22 protein-coding genes are annotated in these 26,447 nt (G+C 68.3%); 14 read left to right on the top strand and 8 right to left on the bottom strand.

Annotated features, from left to right (window positions below; genetic code table 11):
* The first annotated feature begins 173 nt into the window (after positions 1 to 173).
* From AC07PF_RS10965 to AC07PF_RS10950, 4 genes are all read left to right on the top strand, one after another.
* Positions 174 to 767, top strand: coding sequence for an outer membrane beta-barrel protein (locus tag AC07PF_RS10965; RefSeq protein ID WP_494611849.1), 594 nt, complete (start codon positions 174 to 176; stop codon positions 765 to 767).
* A 255-nt stretch (positions 768 to 1,022) separates the two neighbouring features.
* Complete coding sequence (locus AC07PF_RS10960) at positions 1,023 to 3,251, top strand: putative bifunctional diguanylate cyclase/phosphodiesterase (RefSeq protein WP_494611848.1); 2,229 nt, start codon at positions 1,023 to 1,025, stop codon at positions 3,249 to 3,251.
* On the top strand, positions 3,248 to 4,123 hold the full coding sequence (locus AC07PF_RS10955) for a phosphate/phosphite/phosphonate ABC transporter substrate-binding protein (protein WP_494611847.1): 876 nt from the start codon (positions 3,248 to 3,250) through the stop codon (positions 4,121 to 4,123). Before AC07PF_RS10960 ends, AC07PF_RS10955 begins: the two co-directional genes overlap by 4 nt.
* Before the next feature lie 139 nt (positions 4,124 to 4,262).
* Positions 4,263 to 4,745 carry an arsenate-mycothiol transferase ArsC gene (locus tag AC07PF_RS10950; RefSeq protein ID WP_494611846.1) on the top strand — a complete coding sequence of 161 codons (483 nt, stop codon included), beginning with the start codon at positions 4,263 to 4,265 and terminating at the stop codon, positions 4,743 to 4,745.
* 254 nt (positions 4,746 to 4,999) lie between these two features.
* Here the strand turns inward: AC07PF_RS10950 and AC07PF_RS10945 are convergent, their stop codons facing one another.
* Complete coding sequence (locus tag AC07PF_RS10945; RefSeq protein WP_494611845.1) at positions 5,000 to 6,925, bottom strand: PhoX family protein; 1,926 nt, start codon at positions 6,923 to 6,925, stop codon at positions 5,000 to 5,002.
* 52 nt (positions 6,926 to 6,977) lie between these two features.
* The gene (locus tag AC07PF_RS10940) at positions 6,978 to 8,594 is read right to left on the bottom strand and encodes an alkaline phosphatase D family protein (protein WP_494611844.1); all 1,617 of its coding nucleotides are present in this window, start codon (positions 8,592 to 8,594) and stop codon (positions 6,978 to 6,980) included.
* A gap of 192 nt (positions 8,595 to 8,786) precedes the next feature.
* On the opposite strand from AC07PF_RS10940, the gene AC07PF_RS10935 reads away from it, so the two are divergent.
* Positions 8,787 to 10,286 carry a CYTH and CHAD domain-containing protein gene (locus tag AC07PF_RS10935; RefSeq protein ID WP_494611843.1) on the top strand — a complete coding sequence of 500 codons (1,500 nt, stop codon included), beginning with the start codon at positions 8,787 to 8,789 and terminating at the stop codon, positions 10,284 to 10,286.
* Between the two features lie 9 nt (positions 10,287 to 10,295).
* Here AC07PF_RS10935 and AC07PF_RS10930 read toward each other — a convergent pair whose 3' ends face one another.
* The 6 genes from AC07PF_RS10930 to AC07PF_RS10905 are packed head-to-tail and all read right to left on the bottom strand — an operon-like array spanning position 10,296 to position 17,900.
* Positions 10,296 to 11,621 carry a TolC family outer membrane protein gene (locus tag AC07PF_RS10930; RefSeq protein WP_494611842.1) on the bottom strand — a complete coding sequence of 442 codons (1,326 nt, stop codon included), beginning with the start codon at positions 11,619 to 11,621 and terminating at the stop codon, positions 10,296 to 10,298.
* A 53-nt stretch (positions 11,622 to 11,674) separates the two neighbouring features.
* The gene (locus AC07PF_RS10925; RefSeq protein ID WP_007850151.1) at positions 11,675 to 12,028 is read right to left on the bottom strand and encodes a rhodanese-like domain-containing protein; all 354 of its coding nucleotides are present in this window, start codon (positions 12,026 to 12,028) and stop codon (positions 11,675 to 11,677) included.
* 24 nt (positions 12,029 to 12,052) lie between these two features.
* Positions 12,053 to 12,763, bottom strand: a complete 711-nt coding sequence (locus AC07PF_RS10920) for a protein-L-isoaspartate O-methyltransferase family protein (protein WP_494611841.1) — start codon at positions 12,761 to 12,763, stop codon at positions 12,053 to 12,055.
* 22 nt (positions 12,764 to 12,785) lie between these two features.
* A complete protein-coding gene (locus tag AC07PF_RS10915; RefSeq protein WP_494611840.1) occupies positions 12,786 to 15,995 on the bottom strand; it encodes an efflux RND transporter permease subunit in 3,210 nt (1,069 codons plus the stop codon).
* 6 nt (positions 15,996 to 16,001) lie between these two features.
* Positions 16,002 to 17,186: an efflux RND transporter periplasmic adaptor subunit gene (locus AC07PF_RS10910; protein WP_494611839.1), complete on the bottom strand. Its 1,185-nt coding sequence runs from the start codon at positions 17,184 to 17,186 to the stop codon at positions 16,002 to 16,004.
* Positions 17,187 to 17,189: 3 nt separating this feature from the next.
* Complete coding sequence (locus AC07PF_RS10905; RefSeq protein WP_007850163.1) at positions 17,190 to 17,900, bottom strand: TetR/AcrR family transcriptional regulator; 711 nt, start codon at positions 17,898 to 17,900, stop codon at positions 17,190 to 17,192.
* 347 nt (positions 17,901 to 18,247) lie between these two features.
* On the opposite strand from AC07PF_RS10905, the gene AC07PF_RS10900 reads away from it, so the two are divergent.
* The 9 genes from AC07PF_RS10900 to AC07PF_RS10860 all read left to right on the top strand — a co-directional run bounded on the left by AC07PF_RS10900 (position 18,248) and on the right by AC07PF_RS10860 (position 26,446).
* The gene (locus AC07PF_RS10900; RefSeq protein ID WP_035202305.1) at positions 18,248 to 19,048 is read left to right on the top strand and encodes a GntR family transcriptional regulator; all 801 of its coding nucleotides are present in this window, start codon (positions 18,248 to 18,250) and stop codon (positions 19,046 to 19,048) included.
* A 47-nt stretch (positions 19,049 to 19,095) separates the two neighbouring features.
* A complete protein-coding gene (locus tag AC07PF_RS10895) occupies positions 19,096 to 20,298 on the top strand; it encodes an ABC transporter substrate-binding protein (RefSeq protein ID WP_494611838.1) in 1,203 nt (400 codons plus the stop codon).
* Between the two features lie 93 nt (positions 20,299 to 20,391).
* Positions 20,392 to 21,264 carry a branched-chain amino acid ABC transporter permease gene (locus tag AC07PF_RS10890; protein ID WP_007850170.1) on the top strand — a complete coding sequence of 291 codons (873 nt, stop codon included), beginning with the start codon at positions 20,392 to 20,394 and terminating at the stop codon, positions 21,262 to 21,264.
* Positions 21,261 to 22,232, top strand: coding sequence for a branched-chain amino acid ABC transporter permease (locus AC07PF_RS10885; RefSeq protein ID WP_007850173.1), 972 nt, complete (start codon positions 21,261 to 21,263; stop codon positions 22,230 to 22,232). Before AC07PF_RS10890 ends, AC07PF_RS10885 begins: the two co-directional genes overlap by 4 nt.
* A complete protein-coding gene (locus tag AC07PF_RS10880) occupies positions 22,222 to 22,983 on the top strand; it encodes an ABC transporter ATP-binding protein (protein WP_494611837.1) in 762 nt (253 codons plus the stop codon). Before AC07PF_RS10885 ends, AC07PF_RS10880 begins: the two co-directional genes overlap by 11 nt.
* On the top strand, positions 22,980 to 23,696 hold the full coding sequence (locus tag AC07PF_RS10875; protein WP_494611836.1) for an ABC transporter ATP-binding protein: 717 nt from the start codon (positions 22,980 to 22,982) through the stop codon (positions 23,694 to 23,696). The genes AC07PF_RS10880 and AC07PF_RS10875 overlap by 4 nt, the downstream gene beginning before the upstream one ends.
* Before the next feature lie 16 nt (positions 23,697 to 23,712).
* A complete protein-coding gene (locus AC07PF_RS10870) occupies positions 23,713 to 24,669 on the top strand; it encodes a tripartite tricarboxylate transporter substrate binding protein (protein ID WP_494611835.1) in 957 nt (318 codons plus the stop codon).
* A complete protein-coding gene (locus AC07PF_RS10865; protein ID WP_494611834.1) occupies positions 24,666 to 25,943 on the top strand; it encodes a 3-isopropylmalate dehydratase large subunit in 1,278 nt (425 codons plus the stop codon). The genes AC07PF_RS10870 and AC07PF_RS10865 overlap by 4 nt, the downstream gene beginning before the upstream one ends.
* Entirely contained in the window at positions 25,940 to 26,446 is a 507-nt protein-coding gene (locus AC07PF_RS10860) for a LeuD/DmdB family oxidoreductase small subunit (RefSeq protein ID WP_007850183.1), read from the top strand. Before AC07PF_RS10865 ends, AC07PF_RS10860 begins: the two co-directional genes overlap by 4 nt.
* Position 26,447 lies beyond the last annotated feature (1 nt).

Here is a 26,447-nt window from a genome sequence, read left to right as displayed (position 1 = left end):
AGGGCAAGTATCTGCGAGCAGGCGCGCTGGTCCTTCAGCTTGTCTTCAGCCAATCCGAGCCCGCGTTCAGGTGGGCCGTGAACACTGCCTGGGTGCTGGGTCCGCAGCCCGCTGCCAGTGGCAGGGGCTGCCAGCCACTTTCTTTCAACGGATGAACCAACAGGAAACCTGAAATGCAGAAATCATCGATCGCGTCGCTCCTCGTGCCCCTGGCGCTGTGCACGGCCATGGCCGGCCCTGTCCAGGCGGCCGAGCCGGCACCCCATACGGGCCTGTACGTCGGCGGCGCGGCAGGCATGTCGCGCTACCGGCTGGCCGATCCTGGCGCACCGGTGGTCAGCAAGGACCAGTCGGGCACGGGCATCAAGCTCTATGGCGGCTTGCGCTTCACCGAGAACTTCGGGATCGAAGCCGGCTACGCGCAACTGGGCCAATTCAGCGAACGCGTGCGCCAGGGCGGGGCCGAGGTCCACCAGCAGGGCAAGGGCCGCGTGTTCTATGCCGCGGCCACCGGGCGCATCCCGGTGACCGACGCGATTGCGATCAACGCCCGGGCGGGCATCGCCCAGGGGCGGGTGTCGGGCCACAACGTGCTGTCCGCCAGCGCCAATCCCATCGGGCGCGAGCGCGGGCTGATGCTGGGCGGTGGCCTGGAGTACGGCCTGTCGCGCCACCTGGCCGTCACTGCGGACTACGACCATTTCGGCAAGCTCTCGCGCGCCGCCAAGGGCGGCCTGGTGACGGTGGGGTTGCGCGCAAGCTTCTGAGCGCGGCGCTGCTCTGCCCCAGGCGCGGCACCGCTGCCGGTCGGCATGCAATAACCATTTGTGACACCGATCTGTCACAAATGCTTGCATCTGCGCTGCGAAAATCGGGCTTTAGAGTGGGTCCGACGCTGCGTGCGCAAGCTTTCTTCTTCCGGCAAATCGGTGCGGCACGCGTTGTCCAGGCAGGACGGCTGGCTGCTCATACGCTGGGCGAGCATGGCCCTGGCCGTGTGCGCCGTTTTTCTCATCTGCCTTTTGACCTGGCAGCGCCTGCGGGCGGAAGAGCAGTTGCTCGACAGCAATGCGCAGGCGCAGCAGCAAAGCCTGGCCACCATCGTCTCGGAAAACCTGACCCAGGTGATGGACCGGGGGCGCACGGTGGCTGTGGCCGCCGAGTCCTGGCTCAGCGGGGACCGCATGGAGGCCGAGCAGCGCCTGGTGAGCATGCTGGCCATCGACCAGATCTTCCTGAATTTCTCGCTCTACGACACCTCGCTGCGGCGCGTGTACAGCTCTTCGCCCACCGGCGCGGATGCGCCCACGCGCGAGGAGCTGCAGTCCATCGTGCTGGGCAGCGACCGCGCGGGCGCGCGGGCCGTGACCGTCCTGGTCTCGGTGCGCGCGCAGGAGAACCTGTGGGCGGTGCCGGTGCTGTTTCCCATTGCCGATGAGTACGGGGTCAGCAAGGGGTTCCTGCTGATCACCCTGGACATGGGGTACTTCCTCGGGCTGTACCGCAACATCGACATCGGGCGCAGCGGTGTCATCCGCATCCTCGGGCTGGATGGCACGGAACTGGCCGAGGCCCGTGCCGAGGGCCTTACCCACCAGCGCCAGCGGCGCAGGTTCAAGGAGTTCGCCGCGCTGGCGGAGGTGGCCGACGGGGGCAGCCTCGCGGGCGAAACGCAGGGCGCGGGCGGCCTGATCGCCAGCGCACGCCAGGTGGAGCGTGCCCCGTTCATCGTGGTGGTGAGCAAGGATCTGTCGGAGATCCGGGCCAGCCATGTGCGCAGCAGCATCCGCGTCTGGGCCAGCATCGCCGTGCTGGCCGGGGTGCTGGCCATCGCGACCTGGGGCCTCGCCCGGGGTTTTCGGCGCCAGCAAACGCTGTTCCTGGCACTGGTGAGCGCGGACGGCGAGAAGCGCTCGCTGATCGCGCAGCTTGAAGAGGAAAAGGCGCGGGCCGTGGCGCTGGCATCGTTCGACCACCTCACGGGGCTGCACAACCGGCGCCTGTTCAACGAACTCGCGGCCAGCCACCTGGAGGTGGCGCGCAGGAGCCGCAAGCACTACGCCCTGGTCTACATGGACCTGGACCGCTTCAAGTCCATCAACGACACGCTGGGACACCATGTGGGCGACCGGCTGCTGCAGGCCGTGGCGGAGCGGCTCAAGGGCGGCCTGCGCAGTGCCGACATCGTGGGCCGCATGGGGGGCGATGAGTTCGCCGTGCTGCTGACCGAGCTGGACTCGGCCGAATCCGTGGACGCCATCGCCACCAAGCTGCTGCACCAGCTGAGCCAACCCTACCTGGCGCTGGATGGCCATGAGGTGCAGACCAGCCCGAGCATGGGCATCGCCTTCTTCCCGCGCGACGGGCACGACGTGAGCAGCCTGTGCCGCAATGCCGACTCTGCCATGTATGCCGCCAAGCGCCTGGGACGCGGCTGCTTCTCGTATTACGACGCGGCGCTTCGGCCCCAGACCGACCGGGCCTTGCGGCTGCAGGAAGAACTGCCGCAGGCCATCGAGCAGGGCCAGTTGGTGCTGCATTTCCAGCCCAAGGTGCGGCTGTCGGATTACCGCATTGTGGGTTTCGAAGCACTGGTGCGCTGGGCCCATCCCGAACTGGGGCTTATCTTTCCCGGGGATTTCATCCCCCTGGCCGAGGAGTCGGGCCTGGTCCTGCCGCTGGGCAACTGGGTCATGCAGGCCTGCTGCGCCCAGCAGGCCCTGTGGCGGCAGCAGGGCGTACAGGTGGTGCCGCTCGCGTTCAACCTGTCCCCGCGCCAGTTGCGCGACGCCGGGCTTCCCCGGCGCATGGCCGAACTGCTCTTCGCACACGGGCTGGGGGCGGGCGACATCGAGATCGAGATCACCGAGAGCTCGCTGGTCATGGCCATCCAGGTGCTCGAAGAGCTGCAGCACATGGGCGTGGTGGTCGGTCTCGACGACTTCGGCAGCGGCTTTTCCAACCTGAGCCAGGTGCGCCATCTGCCCATCAGCAGCCTGAAGATCGACCGCTCCTTCATCAACGACATCCGCACCAGCAAGGAGGTCGGCGTGATCGTGACCTCCATCATCACGCTGGCGCACAGCCTGGGCATGCGGGTCATCGCCGAAGGCGTCGAGCTGCTCGACCAGCTCGTCCAGCTCAAGACCGCGGGTTGCGACGAGGTGCAGGGCTACTACCTGAGCCGCCCGGTGCCGGCCGACGATGCACTGCGCCTGATGAACCAACCGACCATCGTGCCCGAACCATGACACCCATCCTCTCGAAGCTGGCAGTGCTCTTCCTGGCCGCCTGTGGCGCCTTCTCCACCAGGGCGCAGGGCTGCGATGATCCCGCCGTGTTGCGCTTCGCATCCATCCCCAAGTCCGACGGTGCGCAGCAGCAGCAGACCATGCGCCCCCTGATGAAGGAACTGGAGCGCGTGCTGCAAAAGCGGGTGGAGGTCGCGCGCAGCAACTCCTATGGGGCCGTGGTCGAAGGCCTGCACTCCGGCAACGTCGATCTGGCCGAGCTGGGCCCCGCATCCTATGCCCTGCTCATGGAGCGCGGCTCCCCGGTCACTGCCTTTGCCACGCTCTCGCGCGGGCTGCAGGCAGACGCCGCGGCCCCGGGAACCTACCGTGCGGTTCTGGTGGTGCGGGCAGACAGCGGGTTCAGGTCGATCAAGGACCTTCGGGACAAGACCCTCAGCCTCACGGACCCTGTGAGCACCTCGGGTGCCTTGCTGCCCATGCAGGCGGTGATGAAGCTGACGGGCCAGCCCATGGAGAAGTACTTCAGCCGGGTCACCTACGCGGGCTCGCACCTGCGCGCGGTGGAGGCGGTGCACAAGGGCCTGGTCCATGCCGCGTTCGTCTCCAGTCGGCGGATGGATGAGTATGGCCAGCAAAAGCCGGGCTCCGCCAAGGAGTTTGCGCTGCTGTGGCAGTCGCCCCCCATACCGAACGACCCCTTCGTGTACCGCAGCACCTTGTGCCCCGCCATCGTGGAGAAGGTGCGCAGCGTCTTTTTCAGCGCAGGGCCTGCGCTGCAGCCCATGTTCAACGAACTGGGCGGCCGGCGCTTCGTGCCGACCTCGGACGCGGACTACCAGTCCATCCGCGAACTTGTGCGGCCCCAGTAGCTGGAAAGGCGCCCTTGGCGCTGGTCGTCCTTGGTCATTGTTTTGCCACAGCGCGATTACACAATGAAACACCTTGTCCACTCCCCGGCGCGGCCCGAAGGCTGCGTGGAATTCTGGAGGCCGAATGTCAGATGTTCACATGGTCATTTTTGTCTCGCAGCGCAATTCGCTGCGCAGTGTCCTCGCAAGGGCGTGCCTGGAGCACGTGAGCAAGGGGCGCTTTCGGGCCTACTCCTGCGGCCGGCCCGGCCTGTTGGCCCCCGGCCCGCATGAGCTTGCCTTGCAGGCCATCGACACCGCAGGCATTGCTTTGCGGCACGACCGGCAGTACGAATGGAACGAATTTGCCCGCCCAGGCGCACAGAGGGCGGATTTCGTTATCACCATGGACGAGGGTGTGCAGGGCATGACCCCGCGCTGGGCCGGCCAACCGGACACGGCCCTGTGGGCCTATCCGGACCTCGTGGGCGGGGCCACCGGCGAAGAGGACCCGCTCAAGGCCGCGAATGCGATGCTGATGTCGCTGCGCCGCCGGCTGGAAATCCTGTCCAGCCTGCCGATACGCGACCCGGACCGCGCCACTCTGCGCTCGGACGTCCGGGACCTCGCCTATCTCGCCTGAGGCCTTCAAAGGCCGCGGTTCCGAACGGGGCGCTGCAGCAACGACGCTGCCTCGCCCCTTTTCCTTTTCGGCTATCCATCTCCGTGCGCGCTACGCAAGAAACCGGCGCGGGCCAAGCCAGTGCCCCCGTGCAAGGGCCGCCAAGCTGCGCATGCGGCGCTTGGCTTGCGTGCACCGAGGGGCGTCCCCCTCCCAGATTGCGAAGCAATAGGAGGGAAGGGTGAAGGCGCGAGGCGCCTCAGGGGGTGTTTCTCTTACGTCCCCACCACGCCGCCATCGGCCTTGCGGATCACCACCGTGGCCGAGCGCGGGCGTCCGGCGGGGCGGTGCTCGGGCCAGTTGGAGAACTTGCGTGGCTCGGCAGGGTCGCTGCGCTCGCTCGGGCTTTCGCCGGGGTGCTGGATGTTGATGAACAGGGTCTTGCCATCGGGCGTCATGGTCGCACCGGTGATTTCGCAACCCGAAGGGCCGACCAGGAAGCGGCGGATCTCGCCCGTGCGCGGATCGGCCGCCAGCATGGCGTTGTTGCCCATGCGCGCCAGGTCGCCCTTGCCCATGGCCGAGGTGGACATGTCGGTCTGCACCCAGAGCACGCCGCGGCCATCGACCCACAGGCCATCGGGGCAGGCGAGCATGTCGCCCCTGACACTGCCCTTGGCATCGGCACGCTCATTGGCCGGGTCGCCGGCCAGGATGAAGTGGTCCCACTGGAAGCGCGCGCCATCGAAATCCCCGGCTTCCTTCCAGCGGATGATGTTGCCCATGCTGTTGTTGGCACGCGGGTTGGCGGCATCCACGCCAGGCTGGCCGGCCGTGCCGCGGTTGCTGTTGTTGGTCAGCGTGCAGTAGACGGAGCCGTCCTTGCCGATGGCGATCCACTCGGGGCGGTCCATCTTGGTGGCGCCCAGCAGGTCGCTGGCCTGGCGCGTCTTGATCAGCACCTCACCGGCATCGGCAAAGCCGTTGGCGGCCGTCAGCGGGCCCTGGCCATGGGTGAGGGCCAGCCACTGGCCGCTGCCATCGGCATTGAACCTGGCGACGTACAGCGTGCCATGGTCGAGCAGCTCGGCGTTCTCGCGGGCGCCGCCCTTGCGGATCTTGTCACGGCTCACGAACTTGTAGATGTACTCGAAGCGCGAGTCCTCGCCCGAATAGACCACGGCGCGGCCGTCCTTGGTCACGGCCACCGTGGCGCCTTCGTGCGCGGCGCGGCCCAGGGCCGTGCGCTTGACGGGGGTGGAGCTGGCGTTGAACGGGTCGATCTCCACGATCCAGCCGAAGCGGTTGGGCTCGTTGGGGTTCTTCGTGGCGTCGAAACGCGCATCGTGTTCGGCCCAGCGGTAGCCGGCGGGCTCGCCCTTGCGCAGGCCCCAGCGGGTTTCGTGGGCGTTGGGGGCATCGGGGCCCTTGAAGTAGTTGATGAAGTTTTCTTCGCAGGTCAGGTAGGTGCCCCAGGGCGTGATGCCGCTGGCGCAGTTGTTCATGGTGCCCAGCGGGCGCATGCCCTCGGGGTCGGCGGCCGTGCGCAGCATGGGGTGGCCGGCGGCCGGGCCGCCAAACGCCATGGGCGTGCGTGCCGTGATGCGGCGGGCCCAGGGCGAGGGGCGCACGATGTCCCACTGGCCATCGGCCTTCTGTTCCACCTCGATGACCGAGACGCCGTGTGCGGCCTGGGACTTGCGCACCTTCTCGGCGGTCCAGGTCTTCATGCCGTCGGCATGCAGCAGGCCGTCGTCGGTGTACTCATGGTTCATCACCAGCAGACCCTGGCGGCTGCCCTCCTGCGCATAGAAGTGGATGCCGTCGTGGTGCATGCCGAGCTGCGCTTCCTGCTCGGCGGCGGTGTTGGAGCCGTCTTCCTTGAAGGCCGGGTTCTCGCCCGACAGGCCCACCGGGTCGCCCCAGGGCGCGATGATCTGGGTCACATAGCCCTCGGGCACGACGATGCGGTCGGCCGTGCCGATGGGCACGCTCTTGAAACCCAGCAGCGGGCCGCTGGGGATGCTGGTGCCGCTTGCGCAACCGGGCAGCGACACGGCAGCCAGCGGCGCCAGCAAGCCTCCGACGGCCGATGCCAAGCCGCCGCCGAGCAGGGTGCGGCGGCGCAGCGCCGACACCTCGTGGATGCTCGGGTTGGCCGAGCGGTTGCTGTCTTCCATCGAATCGAAGTCTTTTGCCATGGAGAGTCTCTCAGTGGGGTGGGGCGGGATTGCTTTTTGGGGAAGGAGAAATTCATGCGCGCCGGGCTTGCAGCGTGTGGCGGTAGATGGCCTGGCCTGAGGCATCCTTGAGCTGCACGGTGAGCGTCCGGCTCCGGCTGTCGACGTCGAGCTGGCCGAAGAACTGCAGGCCTGCCAGGGGCGACAGCGTCTGGCCGGGCGGCGCGCCTTTGCTGAAGACGACCTGCGGACCGAAGGTGTTGTCCATGGGCAGCGGTGCGGACGTGCCGGCGTGGATGGGGCCGGCGACGAACTCCCAGAACGGCTCGAAATCGCGGAACTGCGCGCGCGCCGGGTCGTAGTAGTGGGCGGCGGCGTAGTGCACGTCGGCCGCGGTGAAGACCACGTTGTGGATGCGCTCGCGCGCCAGCTGGCGCAGCAGGCGCGCGACCTCCAGTTCGCGGCCCCGGGGCGGGCCATCGCCGTTGGCGCTGTTTTCCATGATCGGCTGGCCTTGCCCGTCCCGCAGCTGGCCGTCGCGCACCATCACGCCCAGAGGCATGTCCAGCGAGACGATCTTCCAGAGCGCGCGCGAGGCCTTGAGCCCACGCAGCAGCCAGTCCACCTGGGCGTTGCCGAAATACGCCGTGTCCGTACTTTCGCGGGCCTGCAGGTTGCTGCTGTTGCCACCCCGGTAGCTGCGCATGTCGGTCACGAACACGTCGAGCAGGGGCCCATAGGGGATACGCCGGTAGATGCGCTCGGCCTCGTCCTGCGCATGCCAGCGCATGGGCGCGTACTCCAGGAAGGCCCGGGTACCGCAGGCCTGCAGGATGCCCACCTGCTTTTCGGTGTAGTCGCTCCACGGGCCCAGGTCCTTGGCGGGGGACCAGTTGTTGGTCACCTCGTGGTCGCTCCAGTTCCAGACCTGGGCGACCTCGGCGTTGAATCGGCGCAGGGGTTCGTCCAGCAGGTTGTAGCTGTAGCAGCCGCGGAATTCTTCCAGGGTCTGCGCCGGTCGGCTGCGTGCCGGTGCCAGCGTGTTGCGCCACACCTGGCCGCCCTCGACGGTCTTTTCGGCCTGCAGTGGCGTGGTGGCGTAGATCGTGTCGCCTGCGTGGATGAACAGGTCGGGCTCCGCCTGGCGCATGGTGTCGTACATGCGCATGCCGCCCATGTCGGGGTTGATGCCGAAGCCCTGGCCGCCCGTGTCGGCCGACCAGATGACGCGCACCTGGCGGCGTGCGGCAGGGGCGCTCTGAAAGCGTCCCTGGGTCCAGTCGCTCGATACCCGGGGCCGCGCGGCGTCCTGGAACTGCACGCGGTAGAAGATGGTCTGGTCAGGTGGCAGCCCCGTGAGGTCCACGCGCGCGGTGTAGTCCGTCACGTCGAGCGCCATGGGGCCTGCAACGCAGCGGGGGTTGGCAAAACGGGGCGTCGTGTCCCATTGCACGTGCATGCGCGATGGCCGGTCGGTGGCGCTCCAGACCATGGCGCGGTCACGTGCCACGTCGCCGCTCATGGTGCCCTTGGCCAGGGCAGGGCGGTGCGCTTCGGCAATGACCTGTGCCGGGCTTGCCTGTGCCCAGGCGTTTGCCGCCAGCCATGGCGATGCCAGGATGCCGCTGGCGCCTGCGACCGAGCGCAGGACGGCCCTTCGTCTCAGCGGCGACCCTTCCAGTATTGTCATTGCCGGTTTTCTCGCGGTGTCCACAGGGCCGCGGGCGCGAGATGTCACGGCGCAGGGCATACCTGGAACCGCCAGCTTAGGATACGAATATGGCGAATTGATGACAGACAGGCGTGCCGCCAGGCGCCATCCTGGGGAACCGGGGTGTGTGCAGTTGCCATGGCACAGGCCCGTTCCGCAGGACAATACGCCATGGAAGTCGAATTCAAGTTCAGTATCCCGCCCAAGCGCCTGGCGGCCGTGAAGGCCGCCGCCCGGCGCGGTGCCTCCACCGCCATCCGGATGGAGGCGCGCTACTTCGATACCGCCGACAAGGCGCTGTCCTCGCGCGGCATCGCCCTGCGCCTGCGCAACGAGGGCGGGCAGTGGGTGCAGACCGTCAAGGCCATGGGCGATGGCCCGCTGGACCGCGAGGAACACAACGTCAGCCTCGACACCCCGCCAGCGCTGGCACGCCCGGCCCTGCATGCGGGCACCAAGGCCGGCGAGCGTCTGCGCGAGGCGCTGGACAGCGCGCAGGGCCCACTGCTGGAGACCTACCGCACCGAAATCGACCGCACCCTGCGCAACCTGGCCTTTCGCGGCGGTGTCGTCGAACTCGCGTTCGACTTCGGCCGTATCGTGGCCCATGGCGGCACGCCGCAGGAAAAGCAGGCACCGGTGTGCGAACTGGAGCTGGAACTCAAGGAGGGGCCGGTGGCCGGGCTCGTCGAAGTCGCCACCCAATGGGCGTCGCAGCATGGCCTGGTGCTGAACACGGTGTCCAAGGCCGAGCGCGGCGAGCGGCTCCTGGCGGCCCAATGGGCCCAGCCGCCATCCAAGGCGCGGCCCATGGTGGCCGGCGGCAGGCGCCGGCAATTTCTCAAGGGGCAAGCGCTGCAGCGCGCGGTGCTCGCCAATTGCCTGGCGCAGATCCTGGCCAATGCCAGCGAGATCGTGGAGGGCTCGGCCGGCCAGGAGCATGTGCACCAGCTGCGCATCGGCATCCGCCGGCTGCGCACGGCGCTGCGTGAACTGGATGCGTTGGCGCCGGGCCGCTTCGACCCCGCCTGGGAGCTGCCGCTGGTGGAGGTGTTCCGGCGCCTGGGCCAGCTGCGCGACCGGGAACAGGCCCTGGACACCATCGGTGCCGAACTGCGCGAGGCCGGAGCCCCACCATCCGGCAAGCAGGCCGCCACGGCCATGGCATCACCGCTGGACATCGTCGGCACGGCGGAATTCCAGGCGGTGCTGATCAGCCTCATGGGGTTCACGGCCCAGAACCACGGGACGGCTGCGCAGGAAGACGGGGCCCTTGGCGCCGGCAAGGCGCGCCGCTACCTGCACCAGCGCCTGCAGGCCCTGTGCGCCAAGGCGCACAAGGATGCGCGCCGCTTCGGGTCGCTGTCGTTCGACGAGCAGCACCGCGTGCGCAAGCGTTTGAAGCGCCTGCGCTTCCTGGCCGAATTCGTGGCGCCCGCCATGGAAGGCGATGCCGGTGATTTTCTCGCCAGCCTGCAACCGGCCTTGTCGGCGCTGGGCCGGCTCAATGACGAGCAGGTGGCCAGCGCGCTGTACCGCAGCCTGGCAGACCAGGATCCAAAGGCCTGGTTCGGTGTGGGCTGGCTCGCAGCGCGGCGCCCGTCTTCCGTCAAGGCCACGAAGAAGGCCCTCTCTAGGGTCGGAGAGGTTCCGCGCTTTCGCAAGCGGTAAAGCCGCCCGTCAGGGCGTGAGCAGCGCGTTGATGGCCTGCACGTCTTCGATGGTGAGCGTGCCGGCGGCCTGGCGCAGCTTGAGTGTGCCCAGCAGCACGTTGTAGCGGGCCTGGGCCAGGTCGCGCTTGGTCTGGAACAGCTGGCTCTGGGCGTTGAGCACGTCGATGTTGATGCGCACACCCACCTGGTAGCCGAGCTTGTTGGCATCGAGCGCGCTCTGGCTCGATGCCTCGGCGGCCTGCAGCGCCTGCACCTGGCCCTGGCCCGATTGCACGCCGAAGAAGGCGGCACGCGTGGCCTGGGCGACATTGCGGCGCGTGGTCTCCAGGTCGGCGCTGGCCTTCTCTTCGAGGGCCAGGGTTTCCTTGACGCGGTTCTGCACTGAGAAGCCGGCGAACAGCGGCAGGTTCAGGGCCAGGCCCACGCTGGCGTTGTTGGTGCGGCTGTTGATGCCCGGGGTGGTGATGGTGCCCGTGGGGTTGCGCTGGATGTTGTAGCCGGCCTGCAGGTCCACGGTGGGCAGGTGGCCGGTCTCGGCCTTCTTCGTTTCCAGGCGCGCGATGTCCAGCGCGATGGCCGCCTGGCGCACGCCGGGCTGCAGTTCGCGGGCCGTGTCCACCCAGGTGATGACGTTGTCGGGCTGCACGGGCGGCAGCTGCAGCGGCAGTGCCAGGGGCTTGGGCTGGGTGCCCGTGACGCCCACCAGCTGGTCCAGTGCCAGCTTCTTCACGCGCAGGTCGTTCTCGGCGGCGATCTCCTGGGCAATGACCAGGTCGTAGCGGGCCTGGGCTTCGCGCGAATCGGTCACCGTGGAGGTGCCGACCTCGAAATTGCGCTTGGCCGAAGCCAGTTGTTCGGACACAGCGGCCTTCTGCGCCTGCACGAAGGTCAGGGTGTCCTGCGCGGCCAGCACGTCGAAATAGGCCTGGCTCACGCGCACCAGCAGGTCCTGGCTGGCCGCGTCGAGCTGGGCCTGGGCCACATCCACGCCGCGCTGGGCCTGTTCCAGGTTGATGCGGTTGGCCGGGCGGTACAGGGGCTGCGAGGCATTCACGCCCAGGGTCTGGGTGGTGGCGGTGCGCTCGATGGGCGGGCGGCTCACATCGGTGTTGGCGCGCGAGACACCGGCCGACAGGCCGGCGCTGGGCAGCAGGCCGGCACGGGCCTGGTCGGCCCTGCGGGCCGAGGCGTCCAGCTGCAGCCGGGCCGACTGCCAGGCCGTGTCATAGGTGCGCGCAGACTCCAACAGCTCCGTCAGGCTCTGGGCCTGTGCGGGGACACACAGGGCAGCGCCCAGCGCCAGTGACAGGGGGAGTAGCCGGAACGAAGTCATGGATGCCTTTCAGGAATATCTGCATGTCGGGTGGGACGAAGGAGACCGGGGCTTCAATAGCGGGGAACGGCCGGGTCGTTCTCATGCGACCAGGCGTCGATGCCACCGCTGATGTTGGCCAGCCGCTCGAAACCCTGCTGCTCCAGGAACGCTGCCACGCGCAGGCTGCGGGCGCCGTGGTGGCACAGGCAGGCAATCGGCGTGCCCGCGTCGCGGGCGGCATCGAGTTCGGCCAGGCGGCCCGTGAGCTGCCCCATGGGGATGGCCACCAGCTCGAAACCGTCAGCGCGTACGCTGGCCGTCTGCAGTTCCCAGGGCTCGCGCACATCCAGCACCACGGGCCGGCTGCCATCGGGGGCGGTGGCGAACCAGGCGGCGAGTTGGGCGGGGCGGATGTGCTCGATCATGCAAAAAACTCCAGAAAAGGCGGATCAGAAAGTGAAGCCGGAGGGTTCGGGGAAGTTCACCAGGCGTGGCGCGATGGTGTCCCAGGGCGACGTGGTGTCGAAGCGGTCGCCGGTGCGGCGGATCAGGGTGAAGCGCATCACGGGCTCGCTGCCCACGATGGCGCCCAGGCGGCCGCCATCGCGCAGTTGCGAGAGCAGGGCGGCAGGCACTTCGGCCACCGAGCCGCTGAGCACGATCACGTCGAAGGGGCCGTCGCCAGCGCCCAGCGAACCGTCGGCCAGGCGCACTTCGGCGTTCTGCACGCCAGCGCTCAGCAGGTTCTCGCGCGCCATCTCGGCCAGCTCGGGCACGATCTCGAGCGTCACCACCTGCTGGGCACGGGCGGCGAGCAGGGCGGCCATGTAGCCCGAGCCGGCGCCGATTTCGAGCACGCGGTCGGTCGGCTTGATCGCCAGGTCCTGCAGGATGCGCGCTTCCACGCGCGGCTGCAGCATGCTGTGGCCGGCGCGCACGGCGTCTTCGGCATCGCTGCCCTGCAGGGGCACCTCGATGTCCATGAAGGCCATGCTGCGGTAGGCGGGCGGCACGAATTCCTCGCGGCGGGCCACGGCCAGCAGGTCCAGCACGTCGGCGTCGAGCACGTTCCAGGGACGGATCTGCTGCTCGATCATGTTGTAGCGGGCCTGGGCGACGGGGTCGCTGGTGTTGGCAGACGTGTTCAATGGCATGTTCATGGGGTTCTCCGTGGGGCGGGTGTCAGGACAAACCCTCGATTTTACGGGCCTCTGGCGCTGCCTGGCCGCGACCCATGCGCGCCAGGGCCCAGCGCGCCAGATCGTCCATGTAGCAATACACCACCGGCACCACCACCAGGGTGAGCAGCGAGGAGGTGATGACCCCCCCGATCACGGCCTGGCCCATGGGTGCGCGTTGCTCGGAACCCTCCGACAGCGCGAAGGCCAGCGGCACCATGCCGAAGATCATGGCCAGCGTGGTCATGAGGATGGGGCGCAGCCGCACGCGGGCGGCCAGCAGCAGCGCGTCGGCACGGGGCAGGCCGGGCACGGTGGCGCCGGTATCGTCGGTGTGCTCCTCGCGGGCGCGGATGGCAAAGTCCACCAGCAGGATGGCGTTCTTGGTCACCAGGCCCATGAGCATCACCACGCCGATGATGGAGAACATCGACAGGGTGGAGCGGAACATCATCAGCGCCAGTACCACGCCGATCAGCGTGAGCGGCAGCGAGGTCATGAGTGCCAGCGGCTGCAGAAAGCTCCTGAACTGGCTGGCCAGGATCATGTAGATGAAGACGATGGCCAGCACCAGGGCCGAGATGGCGTAGCCGAAGGATTCGGCCATGTTCTTGGTGGAGCCGCCGAACTGGTAGCGGTAGCCGGGCGGGAAGTTGACTTCTTCCAGCGCCTTCTTGATGTCGGCCGACACCTCACCGGCCGAACGCTGCGACACGTTGGCGTTGATGGCCACCTCGCGCGTCAGGTCGCGGCGGTTGATCTGGTTGGCGCCGGTCGATTCGGTCACGCTGGCCACCTGGTTCAGGCGCACGATGCGGGTGGTGCCATCGGCGCTGCTCATGGCAAAGGGCAGACGCTCCAGGTCCTGCGGGGCGGTGCGGGCTTCGGGCGCCAGGCGCACGTTCACGTCGTAGGTCTGGTCGTCGGGCGCGCGCCAGTTGCCCACCGTGGTGCCGGCCACCAGGGTGCGCAGCGATGCCGCCATCTGCGCCACCGACAGGCCCAGGTCAGACGCCGCATCGCGCTTGATATCGAGGGCGATCACCGGCTTGTTGGGCTTGGCGCTGGTGTCGAGATCCACCAGGCCCGGGATGCCGCGGATCTTCCCGGTCACGGTGGCCGTCAGGCGTTCGAGCTCCTGCAGGTCCGGGCCCTGCAGCGAGAATTCCACCTGCTTCTGGCCGCCCACGGCGTCGAGCAGGCCCACGTGGGTGACGGTGATGCCGGGCACGGTCTTCAGGCGCTCGCGCAGCACGTCGGACATGGCGTCCACGCTGCGGCTGCGGTCCTTGCGGTCCACCAGGCGCACGTAGATGTTGGCGTAGATCTTGCCCTGGGCGTTGCCGGTGTTGATGGTGGACAGCGTGTATCGCACCTCGGGCATCTCGTGCAGGATGGCCTCCACCTGGGCGGCCTTGGCCTCGGTGGCCTCGAGCGAGGAGCCCACGGGCGTGTAGAAATTGATCGAGGTCTCGGAGAAGTCCGCCTTGGGCACGAACTCGGTGCCCAGCAGCGGCACCATGAAGATGCTCAGCACGAAGATGGCCAGCGCAATCGCCATGGTGGTCAGCTTGTGCACCAGCGACCAGCGCAGGATCTGCTGGTAGCCCTCGGCCAGGGCGTCGGTGGCGCGGTCGAACCAGCCCGTGACCCGGCCGATGGTCTTGTCGTAGAAGGTGACGGGCTCCGTCTTCTGGCCATGGCTGTGGATGCTCGGGTCGTGCCAGATGCTCGACAGCATCGGATCGAGCGTGAAGCTCACGAACATCGAGATCATCACTGCCGCGACGATGGTGATGCCGAACTCGTGGAAGAACTTGCCGATGATGCCGCCCATGAAGCCGATGGGCATGAACACCGCCACGATGGAGAGGGTGGTGGCCAGCACGGCCAGGCCGATCTCCTGCGTGCCGTCCATGGCCGCGTTGTAGGCGGACTTGCCCATCTGCACGTGGCGCACGATGTTCTCGCGCACCACGATGGCATCGTCGATCAAGAGACCCACGCACAGGCTCAGCGCCATCAGCGTGATCATGTTGATGGTGAAGCCGAACATGTTCATGAACAGGAAGGTGCCGATCAGCGCGATCGGCAGGGTCAGCCCCGTGATCACCGTGGAGCGCCAGGAGTTCAGGAACAAAAAGACGATCAGCACCGTGAGGATGGCGCCCTCGACCAGCGTCTGGCGCACATTGTTCACCGCCACGCGGATCGGGCGGGCGCTGTCGCCAATGGTTTCCAGGCGCACGCCGGGCGGCAGCTGGTTGCGCAGCTCGACGACGGCCGCGTTCAGGCCGTCCACCACCTCGATGGTGTTCTCGCCCTGCGACTTCTGCACCGACAGCAGCAGCGTGCGCTGGCCGTTGTATAAGGCCAGGCTTTCCACTTCCTGGGCGCCGTCGTTGACGCGCGCCACCTGGTCCAGGCGTACGGGGGCGCCGTTCTTGCGCGCCACGATGATGCGGCCGAAGTCCTCGGGGCGTTCCATGCGGGCGTCGATCTGCACCACGCGCTCCTGCGCCAGCGAGCGGATGGCGCCCACGGGCAGGTCCTGGTTCTCGTTGCGCACGGCATTGGCCACCTGGTCGGGCGTGACGCCGAAGGCTTCGAGCGCCTGCGGGTTCAGGTAGATGTTGATCTCGCGCTTGGTGGCGCCCACCAGGTTCACGGCGCCCACGCCGCGCACGTTCTCCAGGCGCTTCTTGAGGATCTGCTCGGCCCAGGTGGTCAGCTCGACCGCGCTGCGCGTGGCGGCGCCGTCCTTGGCGGCCTTGTCGTCAGGCAGCACGGCCAGCGACCACACGGCACGGCTGGCAGGGTCGAAGCGCAGCACGCGTGGCTCCTTGACCTCGGTGCGCAGCAGCGGGCGCACGGTGGCTACCTTCTCGCGCACGTCCTCGGCGGCCTTGCGGCCATCGATGTGCAGCTGGAACTCGATGATGACGACGGCCATGCCCTCGTAGCTGCGCGAGGTCAGGGCGTTGATGCCGGCAATCGAGTTGACGCCTTCCTCGATCTTCTTGGTGACCTCGCTCTCGACGATCTCGGGCGATGCGCCGGGGTAGTCCACCGTGACCACCACCACCGGGAAGTCGATGTTGGGGAACTGGTCGACCTTCAGGCGCTGGTACGAAAACAGGCCGAGCACCACGATGGCGAGCATCACCATGGTGGCGAACACCGGGTTCTTGAGACTGACCTTGGTGAACCACATGGCGTGTCAGGGCGCGGGGCGCGTTGCAGGGGCGGAGGCCGCAGCCACGGGAGCGGAAGGCGTTGCCGCCGTGGTGACGGCCGTGCCTTCGCGCAACTGCCCCATGCGGCCGGAGACCACCACCGTGCTTTCGGGCGCGCCTTCGACGGCAACCAGGGTCTGGCCATCGACCACGGCGCGCGCGCCGGTCTTGACCGGCAGGTAGGCCACCTTGCCGTCCCGCACCGCCTGGATGTAGGGCGCGGGCTTGTCGGTGCGCACCGCATCGAGCGGCACGGTCAGCACGTCGGCGCGGCCGGTGTCCAGCAGGCCCTGCACGAACAGGCCCTGGCGCAGGGCGGGCGCACCGCGGTTCTGCGCGATGGCGAGGTACACGGGTACCGTGCGGCTGCCGGCCTGGGCGCTGGGGTTGATGCGCGCCACCGTGGCCACCACGGGCTCGGCGCTGCCTTCGATCTGCAGCTGTGCCTTCTGGCCCACGCGCACGGCCAGCGAGTCGGCCGGGCTGAGCAGGGCTTCGAGTTCCAGGCGCGAGAGGTCAACGACTTCCAGCACGCGGCCATCGATGGGCATGCGCTCGCCGGGCTGGGCCAGGCGCTGCGATACCTGCCCCGTGATGGGGCTGCGCAGCACGGTGTCTTCCAGCGACTTCTTGGCCACGTCGGCGGCGGCCAACGCGGCGCGGTAGGTCGACTGGGCCGATTCCAGGCTGGCCTGCGAGGTGACGAGTGCCGTGGCCGAGATGAAACCCTGGTTCACCAGCGCCTGGTTGTTGGTGACCGTGCGCTGGTTGATGTCCACCTGCGCCCGGGCGGCGTCGGCCTGCTGCTGCGCCTGGCGCAGGCGGGCCTGGGATTCGGTGGCGTCGATGCGGGCCAGCACCTGGCCGGCGCGCACGCTGTCGCCTTCGCGCACCGTGAGGCCCTGCAGCTCGCCCGCCACCCGCGCCTTGACCATGGCCGATTCGGTGGCGCGCAGCGAGCCGGACACGGGCACGCCCAGCACCAGGCTCCTGCGCACCACGCCCACCAGTTCGCTGGCGGCCAGCTGCATGGGCGCCTCGGCGCGCTGGCTGGCGGCCTGTGCCAGGGCTTTTTGCTGCTGCTGGCGTGCGGCCATGGCGCGCCATGCTCCACCGCCCACCAGCACGACGACGGCGGCCGCAGCCAGCCAGGGAATCCAGCGTTTCATGGGTCAGACCGCAGAAGAAGAGGGAGGAGGGGAGGAGAGGGCGGGGGCGAAAGGCCCCGTTTCCGGGCGGGCGCACAGGCCGTACAGCACGTTGTCTACCTGGGCGTCGATGAACTTCTCGGGGCCAAGCTCCAGTGCATCGGGCATGCAGGCGCCCATGGAGTGCTTCCACAGCATCAGGAAGATCATCGGGGCCATCACCACATGCACGGCGTAGTCGAGGTTCACGGCACGGAATTCGCCGCGGTCCATGCCACGGCGCAGGATGCGGCGCACCAGGTCCTGCCCGGGCCGGATCACCTCCTGCTGGTAGAAGACGGTGATCTCGGGGAAATTCTGGGATTCGCTGAACATCAGCTTGGTGATGCCCGACGCCTTGGTGGCGCCGATGCGCTCCCACCAGACCTGGTAGCAGTGGCGCAGCAGTTCGCCGGTCGTGCCTTCGAAGGTTTCGAGCTCATGGCTCCATTCCTCGAAGCGGCCCGCGATGTTCTGGCGCACCACGGCCTTGAACAGCTCTTCCTTGCTCGGGAAGTAGAGGAACAGCGTGCCCTTCGATACGCCTGCGCGCGCCGCCACATCGTCCACCCGGGTCGCGGCAAAGCCTTTTTCGACGAACAGATCGAGCGCGGCCTCCAGCAATTCGCCGGGACGCGCTTCCTTGCGGCGCTCGCGTTTGGTGCCGGCAGAAGGGGTGGTGGGGACAGTGCTCAAGGGGCTTTCTAGTTAATGACTGACTGGTTAGTAATATAACAAGTGCACCTCCCCCAGTCAATTGATCGATGGCTGGGCGAGACAAAAGACCGGGGGGTTGTTGCCCCCTTCGGGTAAACCCTTGGAGCAGGGCGCGCGCTCCCTGAAATCACGCTGGCGGGCTCGCGGTGGGGTGCTCCACGGCGGTGCGCCGTGTCCGTCCAGGCCCCGACCCAGTGCGCGATCGTGCTCCAAAAAAGGGAGCGCCTTGCAGCCGGGCGCTATCGGGTACAAATGTCCCTAAAACAGGACCAAATGCCCTTAAATGTCTCATTGACAGGACATTAGGGATGTTTGACGATGGCCCCATGTCACCGAAGCTGCCGCTGCCCAAGTACCACCAGATCTACCTGGTGCTGCGCGAGCAGTTGCAGGAAGGCTGCTTTGCCGCAGGCCTGCCGGGCGAGCTGGCGCTGATGCAGCAGTTCTCCGTGGCCCGCGTGACGGTGCGACGCGCACTGGAACTGTTGCAGGGCGAAGGCCTGATCTCCCGCCAGCCGGGCAGGGGCACCCGGCCCGTGCCCCAGCCCGACGCGGGGCAGGGTGGCCAGGAGGGCCACCCGCACAGCAACCGCGCCCAGCTCACCGGCCTGCTCGAAAACCTGGTCAGCATGGGCCTGCGCACCTCGGTCAAGGTGCTCGACGTGGAGACCGTCACGGCCTCGCGCGCCGTGGCGGGCGCCCTGCAGATCGCCGTGGGCGACGCCGTGCAGAAGGCAGTGCGGGTGCGCAGCACGCGCGAAGGCCCGCTCTCGCACATCACCACCTATGTGCCGGCCGACATCGGCCGCCAGTTCGGCCGCCGCGAGCTGGCCCGCAAGCCCATCCTGGTGCTGCTGGAGGAGTCGGGCGTGAAGGTCGGCCGTGCCCACCAGACCATTTCCGCCCGGCTGGCCGACGCCGTGGTGGCGCGCCACCTCGACGTGGCCGTGGGCTCGGCCCTGCTGGCCGTGCGGCGCCTGATCTACGACGACCAGGAGCGGCCCGTGCAGTGGCTGCATGGCCTGTACCGGCCCGATCGCTACGAATACGAGATGCAGCTGTCCCGCGTGGGCAGCATCGATGCCAAGGTCTGGGTCAGCAAAGAGCTGTCGGCCCAGTTCCATTGACGAAACCAACGACGACCACCCCCGACCCCACCCCAAGGAGCACGCCCATGAGCAACCGCCGCCATTTCCTATCCCAGTCGGCCGCCGCCGCATCGGCCCTGGCCTTCCCCCTGGTGGGCGGCGCGCAGGCCAAGGCGGTCAAGGTGGGGGTGCTGCACCCGGTGACGGGGGCGCTGGCCTACTCGGGCCAGCAGTGCCGTGAGGGCGCGCTCATGGCCATCGAGGACATCAACAAGGCCGGTGGCATCAAGTCCCTGGGCGGTGCGAAGCTCGAGGCCCTGCTGGGCGATGCGCAGTCGCAACCCCAGGCCGGCGCGGCCGAGATCGAGAAGATGAACGAGGCCAGCGTATCCGCCGTGGTGGGGGCGTTTGCCTCGGCCATCTGCCTGGCCACCACGCAGGCCGCCGCCAAGTACAACCTGCCGCACATCGTGGATGTGGGCGTGGCCGACCAGATCGTGGAGCGCGGCCTGAAAAACACCTTCCGCTTCGGCCCTGGCTACAAGAAATGCGCCGAAACCGCCGTGGCCAACCTGCACGTGCTCAACACGGCGGCCGGCAAGCCTGCCAAGACGGTGATGATCATCCACGAGGAGTCGCTGTTCGGTTCGGGCACGGCCCAGTTGCTGGCGCGCGAGCTGCCCGGGTACGGCTACGAAGTCAAGGAGGTCGTCAAGCATGCCAACCCCACGCGCGACTTCAACAACATCGTGCTGCGCATGAAGGCGATCAACCCCGACATCGTGATCCCCGCCAACTACTACAACGAGTACGCGCTGCTGGTGCGCACCATGCAGCAGCAAAAAGTCACGCCCAAGGCCATCTACTCGGTGCTGGGCGGCGCGGCGTCGAGCTACAAGTTCGTCAAGGAGTTTCCGGACGCGGCCAACGGCATCATCGACTGCAACCACTGGTTCAACCCCAAGGACAAGCGGGCGCAGGACCTCAAGAAGCGCGTGGAAGCCAAGGGCCTGTTCTTCAGCTACGAGCTGTTCATGACCTACACCAGCATGTGGCTGCTGGCCGATGCGCTGGAGCGTGCCAAGTCCACGGACCGCGCCGCCATCATCGACGCGCTGGAGAAGAGCACGTTCGCCGACCACATCATGCCGTACGGCCCCACGAAGTTCGTGGCCGGGCAGAACCAGGGTGCCCAGCCGCTCATGACCCAGGTGCTCAAGAACGACATCAAGGTCATCATCCCGCGCGACTACCGCGAAGCGGACCCGCTCTTCCCCCTGAAGGCCTGAGAGGGGAAGACCATGCCTTCATCCGTTGCTCCGGCGCCAGAAAGCCTGGCGCCAGGCCACGCCTTTGCCTGACGTGCCGCAGACCCCGCACCCATGTTCGAGCTCAGCATCCTATTTCCCTCGGTCCTCAACGGCCTGACGACCGGCGCGGTCTACGCGCTGATCGCGCTGGGCCTCACGCTGATCTACGGCGTGCTGCACATCATCAACTTCGCGCATGGCGCGTCGCTGATGCTGGCGCTGTACGCCGTCTACCTGCTCAAGCAGCACTGGGGGATCGACCCCTACCTGGCGCTGCCCATCCTCGTGCCCGGCATGTTCGTGCTGGGCTATGGGCTGCAGCGCGTGGTCATCAACCGCGCCAGCCATGGCAAGGACGAGAACATCCTGCTGGTCACGCTGGGCATCTCCATCGTCATGGAGAACCTGGCGCTGCTGTTCTTCAAGTCCGACACGCGCACCATAGAGACCGCCTACACCCTGACCACCGTGGCCATCGGCCCGGCCATGATCGCGCTGCCCAAGCTGGTGTCCTTCGCCGGGGCGCTGGTGGTCTCGGGCCTGCTGCTGTGGATCGTCGGGCGCACCGACCTGGGCCGCGCCATCCGCGCCGTGGCGCGCGAGAAGCACGGCGCCAAGCTCATGGGCATCCACGTGGACCATGTCTACGCCATGAGCTTCGGCATCGGCCTGGCCTGCCTGGGGGCGGCCGCCTGCTTCCTGCTGCCGGCCTACTACGTCAACCCGCAGGTGGGCAGCGGCTTCGTGCTGGTGGCCTTCACCATCGTCGTGCTCGGCGGCATGGGCAGCTTTGCCGGGGCGCTCGTGGGCGGGCTGCTGATCGGGGTGGTGGAGTCGCTCGGCGGCCTGTTCCTCGGTGAGTCGCTGGGGCAGATCGGCATTTTTGCCATCTTCATCGCCGTGCTGCTGTTCCGCCCGCAGGGCCTGTTCGGAGCCCGGCAATGAAGCAGCTCGCATCCATCGCCTTGTTCGTGCTGGCCGTGTCGGCCATCACCCTTGCGTCCGATTCCGGCGTGCTGCTGAACTTCCTCATGATGTCCCTGTACGCGGCCCTGCTGGCGCAGGCCTGGAACATCCTGGGCGGCTTCGGCGGGCAGTTCTCGTTCGGTCATGCGCTGTTCTTCGGTACCGGCGCCTACATCCAGGCCATTGCGCAGATGCAGGGCGGCATCAATGCCTGGCTGGCCTTGCCCATGGCGGTGGCCGGCAGCGCGCTGGTGGGGCTGTTCGTGGGCGGGCTGTCGTTCCGCTACGGGCTCAAGGGCTCGTACTTCGCGCTGGTCACGCTGGCCTTTGCCGAGGTGTTCCGCATCCTGGCGCTGTCGGTGCCGTTCACCGGCGCGGGCGTGGGGCTGATGCTGCCGCTCAGGGAGTCGCTTGGCAACATGCAGTTCGGTTCGCGCAAGGGCTATGTGTTCCTGGTCCTGGCGCTGGTGACCCTGGCGCTGCTGGTGAGCTGGTGGCTGCGCAATTCGCGCTTCGGCGCCTGGCTGCAGGCCGTGCGCGACAACGAGGACGCGGCGCGCGCCATCGGCGTGAATCCGTTCACGGTGAAGATGGGCGCCATCGCGCTGTCGGGCGGCTTCATGGGGGCGGCCGGGGCGTTCTATGTGCAGGTCTTCCAGTACATCGACCCGGGCATCGCCTATGGCTCGGTGACCTCGGTGGAAGCCCTGGTGGCGGCCATCGTGGGCGGTATCGGCACCGTCTGGGGGCCGGTGCTCGGCGCGCTGGTGCTGCATGTGCTGGCTGACCTCACGCGCAACCTGTTCGGCCAGTTGCCGGGGATCAACATGGTGATCTACGGCGTGGTGCTGGTGCTCATCGTGATGTTCCTGCCGCGCGGCATCGCGGGCCTGGGCCAGTCGGTGGTGGACCTGTGGAAACGTTCGGGAGGTCGCCATGGCCAATGAGCTGCTCACTCTCACGGGGCTGGGCAAAGCCTTCGGCGGCCTCAAGGCGGTGCAGAACGTCAGCCTCACGGTGCCTGAAGGCTCGCTGACCGCGCTGATCGGCCCCAATGGTGCCGGCAAGACCACGTTGTTCGCGCTGATGACCGGCTTCGTCAAGCCCGACTCCGGCACGGTGCGTTTCGCCGGCAGCGACATCACCGGCCAGGCGCCGCACCTCAATGCCCGCCTGGGCATGGCGCGCACCTTCCAGATCGTGCAGCCCTTCGCCGCCCAGACCGTGCGCGAGAACATCGCCGTGGGTGCGCACCTGCACGAGCCGCGCCGTGCGGCCGCCCTGGCACTGGCCACCGAGGTGGCTGCGCGCGTGGGGCTGTCGGCGCAGCTGGACAAGCCGGCGTCGGACCTCACGGTGGCCGGCCGCAAGCGGCTGGAGCTGGCAAGGGCGCTTGCCACCCGGCCGCGCCTCTTGCTGCTCGACGAGGTGCTGGCCGGCCTCAACCCCCAGGAGATTGCCGAGATGATTCCCGTGGTGCGCGGCATTGCGCAGGGCGGCGTGACGGTGCTGATGATCGAGCACGTGATGCAGGCCGTGATGAACCTGGCCGAGCACGTCTGGGTGCTGGCTCAGGGCCAGCTGATCGCCGAGGGCAGCCCCGGCGTGGTGACGTCCGACGAGCGCGTGATCGAGGCCTACCTGGGCCATGGCACGGCAGCACGCCTGCGTGCCGCGGCCGCCAAGGAGGCTGCATGAACACGGCGCCCTTGCTCGACATCACAGGGCTGCGCGGCGGTTACGGCCGTGTCGAGGTGCTGCGCGGCGTGGACCTGCACGTGAACCCCGGCGAAACCGTCGCCCTGCTGGGCAGCAATGGCGCGGGCAAGTCCACGCTCAACAACGTGGTCTGCGGCATCTACCCGGCCTGGGCCGGGCGTGTGGCCTTTGGCGGCGCCGACCTGAGCGGCGCGCACTACACGGCGGTCGTCAAGGCCGGACTGATCCAGGTGCCCGAGGGGCGCAAGATCTTCCCCAACCTCAGTGTGCTCGAAAACCTGGTACTGGGCAGCTTCTCGCGTGCCCGGGAGCGGCGGGCCCAGAACATCGACAAGGTGTTCGCGACCTTCCCGCGCCTGAAGGAGCGCAGCGGCCAGCTGGCCGGCACCATGAGCGGCGGCGAGCAGCAGATGCTGGCCATCGGCCGCGGCCTGATGGCCGAGCCGCGCCTCCTGATCCTGGACGAGCCCTCGCTGGGCCTGTCGCCCCTGCTGGTCGAGGAGATGTTCGGCCTGATCCGCCAGCTGCGCTCCACGGGCCTGGCGGTGCTGCTGGTCGAGCAGAACGTGGGCCAGTCGCTGGAGATCGCCGACCGCGCCTATGTGATGGAGAACGGGAGCATCCGGTTTTCGGGCGCGCCCGACGAACTGCTGCGCAGCGACGAACTGCGCCGGGCCTACCTGGGCCTTTGACAAGGAGACAAGAACCATGACGATTGCACGCCGAAAACTGCTGCTGGCCTTGCCGGCGGCCCTGCCCATGGGCCATGCGCTGGCCCAGAACGCCCCCATCCGCATCCTGGTGGGCGCGCCCGCCGGCGGCTCCACCGACACCCTGGCGCGCAACCTGGCCAACGAAATGGGCCGCCAGCTCGGCCGCACCGTGGTGGTGGAAAACCGCCCGGGCGCCGGCGGCAACATCGCCGCCGACGCGGTGGCCAAGGCAGCGCCCGACGGCAACACGCTGCTCATGAGCTTCACGAGCCACGCCATCAACGCCAGCCTGTACCCCTCGCTGCCCTTCGATCCCATCAAGGACTTCACGCCGCTGACCTGCGTGGCCACCTCGCCCTCGATCCTGGTGGCCAACCCCTCGGTACCGGTCAGGGACGTGCGCGAGCTGATCGCGCTGGCCAAGGCGCGGCCGGGCAAGCTCAACTTCGCGATTGGCGCCGTGGGCTCCTCGCTGCACCTGGCGGGCGATGCCTTCAAGATGCAGTCGGGCGCCTACATCGTCAACATTCCCTACCGCGGCACCGCCCCGGCGCTGCAGGACGTGCTGGCCGGGCAGGTGGAGCTGATGTTCGCCGCCGTGGGCAACGCCCAGGCCCAGGTGCGGGCGGGCAAGCTCCGGGCGCTCGGTGTCACCAGCGCCAGGCGCCTGCCGGCCTTCCCGGACGTGCCGGCCATCTCCGAGGTGCTGCCCGGCTACGAGTCGAGCGCCTGGTTCGGCCTGTTCGGGCCCGGGAACATGGCGCCCGAGTTGGCCAAGCGCCTGAGCGACGCGGCCCGCCAGGCCATCGCCACGCCCGAGGTGAGGAAGCGCCTGGAGACCGAGGGTGCCGTGCCCGTGGGCAACAGCCCCGAAGAGTTCGCGCGCTTCGTGCAGGCCGAGATTCCGCGCTGGGCCAAGGTCGTGCGCTTTGCCGGAGCCAAGCCCGAATGAGCTCCGAGCCCAGCACCCTGGCGCAGAAGCTGGTGGCCCGCGCGAGCGGGCGCACCGGCGTCACGCCGGGTGAGATCGTGAACTGCAGCGTGGACCTGGCCATGTTCCACGACTCGTCCGGCCCGCGCCGGCTCAAGCCCATGCTCGAAGAGCTGGGTGCCCAGCTGTGGGACAAGTCGCGCGTGGTGCTGGTCATGGACCACTACCTGCCCGAGCGCGACGAGGAATCGCGCCGCATCGTGCGCATCGCGCGCGACTGGGCGCGGGAACAGTCGCTGCCCCATGTCTACGACGGCCAGGGCATCTGCCATGTGGTGGTGCCGCAGCACGGCCACATCCGCCCCGGCATGTTCTGCGTGGGGGGGGATTCGCATTCGCCCACGGGCGGGGCCTTCGGCGCCTACATGTTCGGCATCGGCAGCACCGAGATGCTGGGCGTGGTCGTCACCGGCAAGATCTGGCTGCGCGTGCCGCACACCCTGCAGATGCACTGGAGCGGGCACCTGGTCCCCGGCGTGACCGCCAAGGACATGATGCTGCACATGATCGGCCGCTTCGGCATGAACGGCGGCCAGTACCAGGCCGTGGAGTTTGCCGGCCCTGCCGTGCAGGCCCTGTCGATGCAAGAGCGCATGACGCTCTCGAACATGAGCGCCGAGCTGGGCGCACAGGCCGGCCTGATCGCTCCCGACGCGACCACGCGCGACTGGCTGGCGGTCCACGGCGTACCCGAGGCGGACCTGCAGGGGCTGGATGCCTGGACAACCGACCCTGGCGCGCCACTCACCCGCCACGAATTCGCTGCCGGCACCCTGGCGCCCCAGGTGGCCGCGCCGCACAGCCCGGCCAACACCGGTGCCGTGGGCCAGCATGCTGGCACGCGCATCGACGTGGCCTACATCGGCGCCTGCACGGGCGCCAAGCTCGACGACCTGCGCGCCGCCGCCAGCGTGCTGCGCGGCCAGCGCGTGGCCAGCGGCGTGCGCCTGATGGTGGCGCCCGCCAGCCAGCAGGACCAGGCCGCCGCCCGGGCCGAAGGCGTGCTGCAGGTGCTGGAGAACGCGGGGGCCGAGCTGTTCCCGACCACCTGCGGCGCCTGCGCCGGTTATGGCGACAGCGTGGGGGACGGCACCACCGTGATCTCCAGCACGGCGCGCAACTTCAAGGGGCGCATGGGCTCGGCCACGGCCCAGGTGTACCTGGCCTCGCCCTATACCGTGGCCGCCTCGGCCCTCAAGGGCCGGATTGCCGACCCGCGCGAGGTGCTGGCATGAGCGCTGCACCGCTGCACAGGGCCTGGAAGCTGGGCGCCGACATCGACACCGACGTGCTGGCACCCGGCCACGCGATGAAGCACGGCATCGACGTGCTGGCGCGCCACTGCCTGGAATCGGTGCGGCCGGACTTCGTGGGTGGCGTGCGCCAGGGCGACGTGATCGTGGCCGGGCCCAACTTCGGCATCGGCTCCTCGCGCGAGCAGGCGGCCGCGGTGCTGGTGCGGCTCGGGATCGTGGCAGTCATCGCCCCCTCGTTCAGCGGCCTGTATTTTCGCAATGCCTTCAACCTGGGCCTGCTGCTGCTGACCTGCACGCAGGCGGGCAGGGTGGCCGAGGGCGAAACGGTCGCCCTGGACTGGCAGGCGCCGGCCGTGGTCACGGCGGATGGCACGCGCCTGGCGTGCGATCCGATTCCCCCATTTCTCATGGACATGGTGCGCGCTGGCGGCTTGATGAACCAGCTGCGCGCCCGCTTCGGCAAGGAGGCCTCGAATGGCTGAA

The organism is Acidovorax sp. GW821-FHT10A04 (assembly GCF_059415825.1).
This window is presented reverse-complemented; position numbering and strand designations above follow the sequence as displayed.

What these genes read in the sequence shown, in the direction of transcription:
- AC07PF_RS10965 (WP_494611849.1), top strand. Translation starts at nt 174, where the DNA reads ATGCAGAAATCATCGATCGCGTCGCTCCTCGTGCCCCTGGCGCTGTGC.
- AC07PF_RS10955 (WP_494611847.1), top strand. Translation starts at nt 3,248, where the DNA reads ATGACACCCATCCTCTCGAAGCTGGCAGTGCTCTTCCTGGCCGCCTGT.
- AC07PF_RS10950 (WP_494611846.1), top strand. Translation starts at nt 4,263, where the DNA reads ATGGTCATTTTTGTCTCGCAGCGCAATTCGCTGCGCAGTGTCCTCGCA.
- AC07PF_RS10945 (WP_494611845.1), bottom strand. Translation starts at nt 6,925, where the DNA reads ATGGCAAAAGACTTCGATTCGATGGAAGACAGCAACCGCTCGGCCAAC.
- AC07PF_RS10940 (WP_494611844.1), bottom strand. Translation starts at nt 8,594, where the DNA reads ATGACAATACTGGAAGGGTCGCCGCTGAGACGAAGGGCCGTCCTGCGC.
- AC07PF_RS10935 (WP_494611843.1), top strand. Translation starts at nt 8,787, where the DNA reads ATGGAAGTCGAATTCAAGTTCAGTATCCCGCCCAAGCGCCTGGCGGCC.
- AC07PF_RS10930 (WP_494611842.1), bottom strand. Translation starts at nt 11,621, where the DNA reads ATGACTTCGTTCCGGCTACTCCCCCTGTCACTGGCGCTGGGCGCTGCC.
- AC07PF_RS10925 (WP_007850151.1), bottom strand. Translation starts at nt 12,028, where the DNA reads ATGATCGAGCACATCCGCCCCGCCCAACTCGCCGCCTGGTTCGCCACC.
- AC07PF_RS10920 (WP_494611841.1), bottom strand. Translation starts at nt 12,763, where the DNA reads ATGAACATGCCATTGAACACGTCTGCCAACACCAGCGACCCCGTCGCC.
- AC07PF_RS10915 (WP_494611840.1), bottom strand. Translation starts at nt 15,995, where the DNA reads ATGTGGTTCACCAAGGTCAGTCTCAAGAACCCGGTGTTCGCCACCATG.
- AC07PF_RS10910 (WP_494611839.1), bottom strand. Translation starts at nt 17,186, where the DNA reads ATGAAACGCTGGATTCCCTGGCTGGCTGCGGCCGCCGTCGTCGTGCTG.
- AC07PF_RS10900 (WP_035202305.1), top strand. Translation starts at nt 18,248, where the DNA reads ATGTCACCGAAGCTGCCGCTGCCCAAGTACCACCAGATCTACCTGGTG.
- AC07PF_RS10895 (WP_494611838.1), top strand. Translation starts at nt 19,096, where the DNA reads ATGAGCAACCGCCGCCATTTCCTATCCCAGTCGGCCGCCGCCGCATCG.
- AC07PF_RS10890 (WP_007850170.1), top strand. Translation starts at nt 20,392, where the DNA reads ATGTTCGAGCTCAGCATCCTATTTCCCTCGGTCCTCAACGGCCTGACG.
- AC07PF_RS10885 (WP_007850173.1), top strand. Translation starts at nt 21,261, where the DNA reads ATGAAGCAGCTCGCATCCATCGCCTTGTTCGTGCTGGCCGTGTCGGCC.
- AC07PF_RS10880 (WP_494611837.1), top strand. Translation starts at nt 22,222, where the DNA reads ATGGCCAATGAGCTGCTCACTCTCACGGGGCTGGGCAAAGCCTTCGGC.
- AC07PF_RS10875 (WP_494611836.1), top strand. Translation starts at nt 22,980, where the DNA reads ATGAACACGGCGCCCTTGCTCGACATCACAGGGCTGCGCGGCGGTTAC.
- AC07PF_RS10870 (WP_494611835.1), top strand. Translation starts at nt 23,713, where the DNA reads ATGACGATTGCACGCCGAAAACTGCTGCTGGCCTTGCCGGCGGCCCTG.
- AC07PF_RS10865 (WP_494611834.1), top strand. Translation starts at nt 24,666, where the DNA reads ATGAGCTCCGAGCCCAGCACCCTGGCGCAGAAGCTGGTGGCCCGCGCG.
- AC07PF_RS10860 (WP_007850183.1), top strand. Translation starts at nt 25,940, where the DNA reads ATGAGCGCTGCACCGCTGCACAGGGCCTGGAAGCTGGGCGCCGACATC.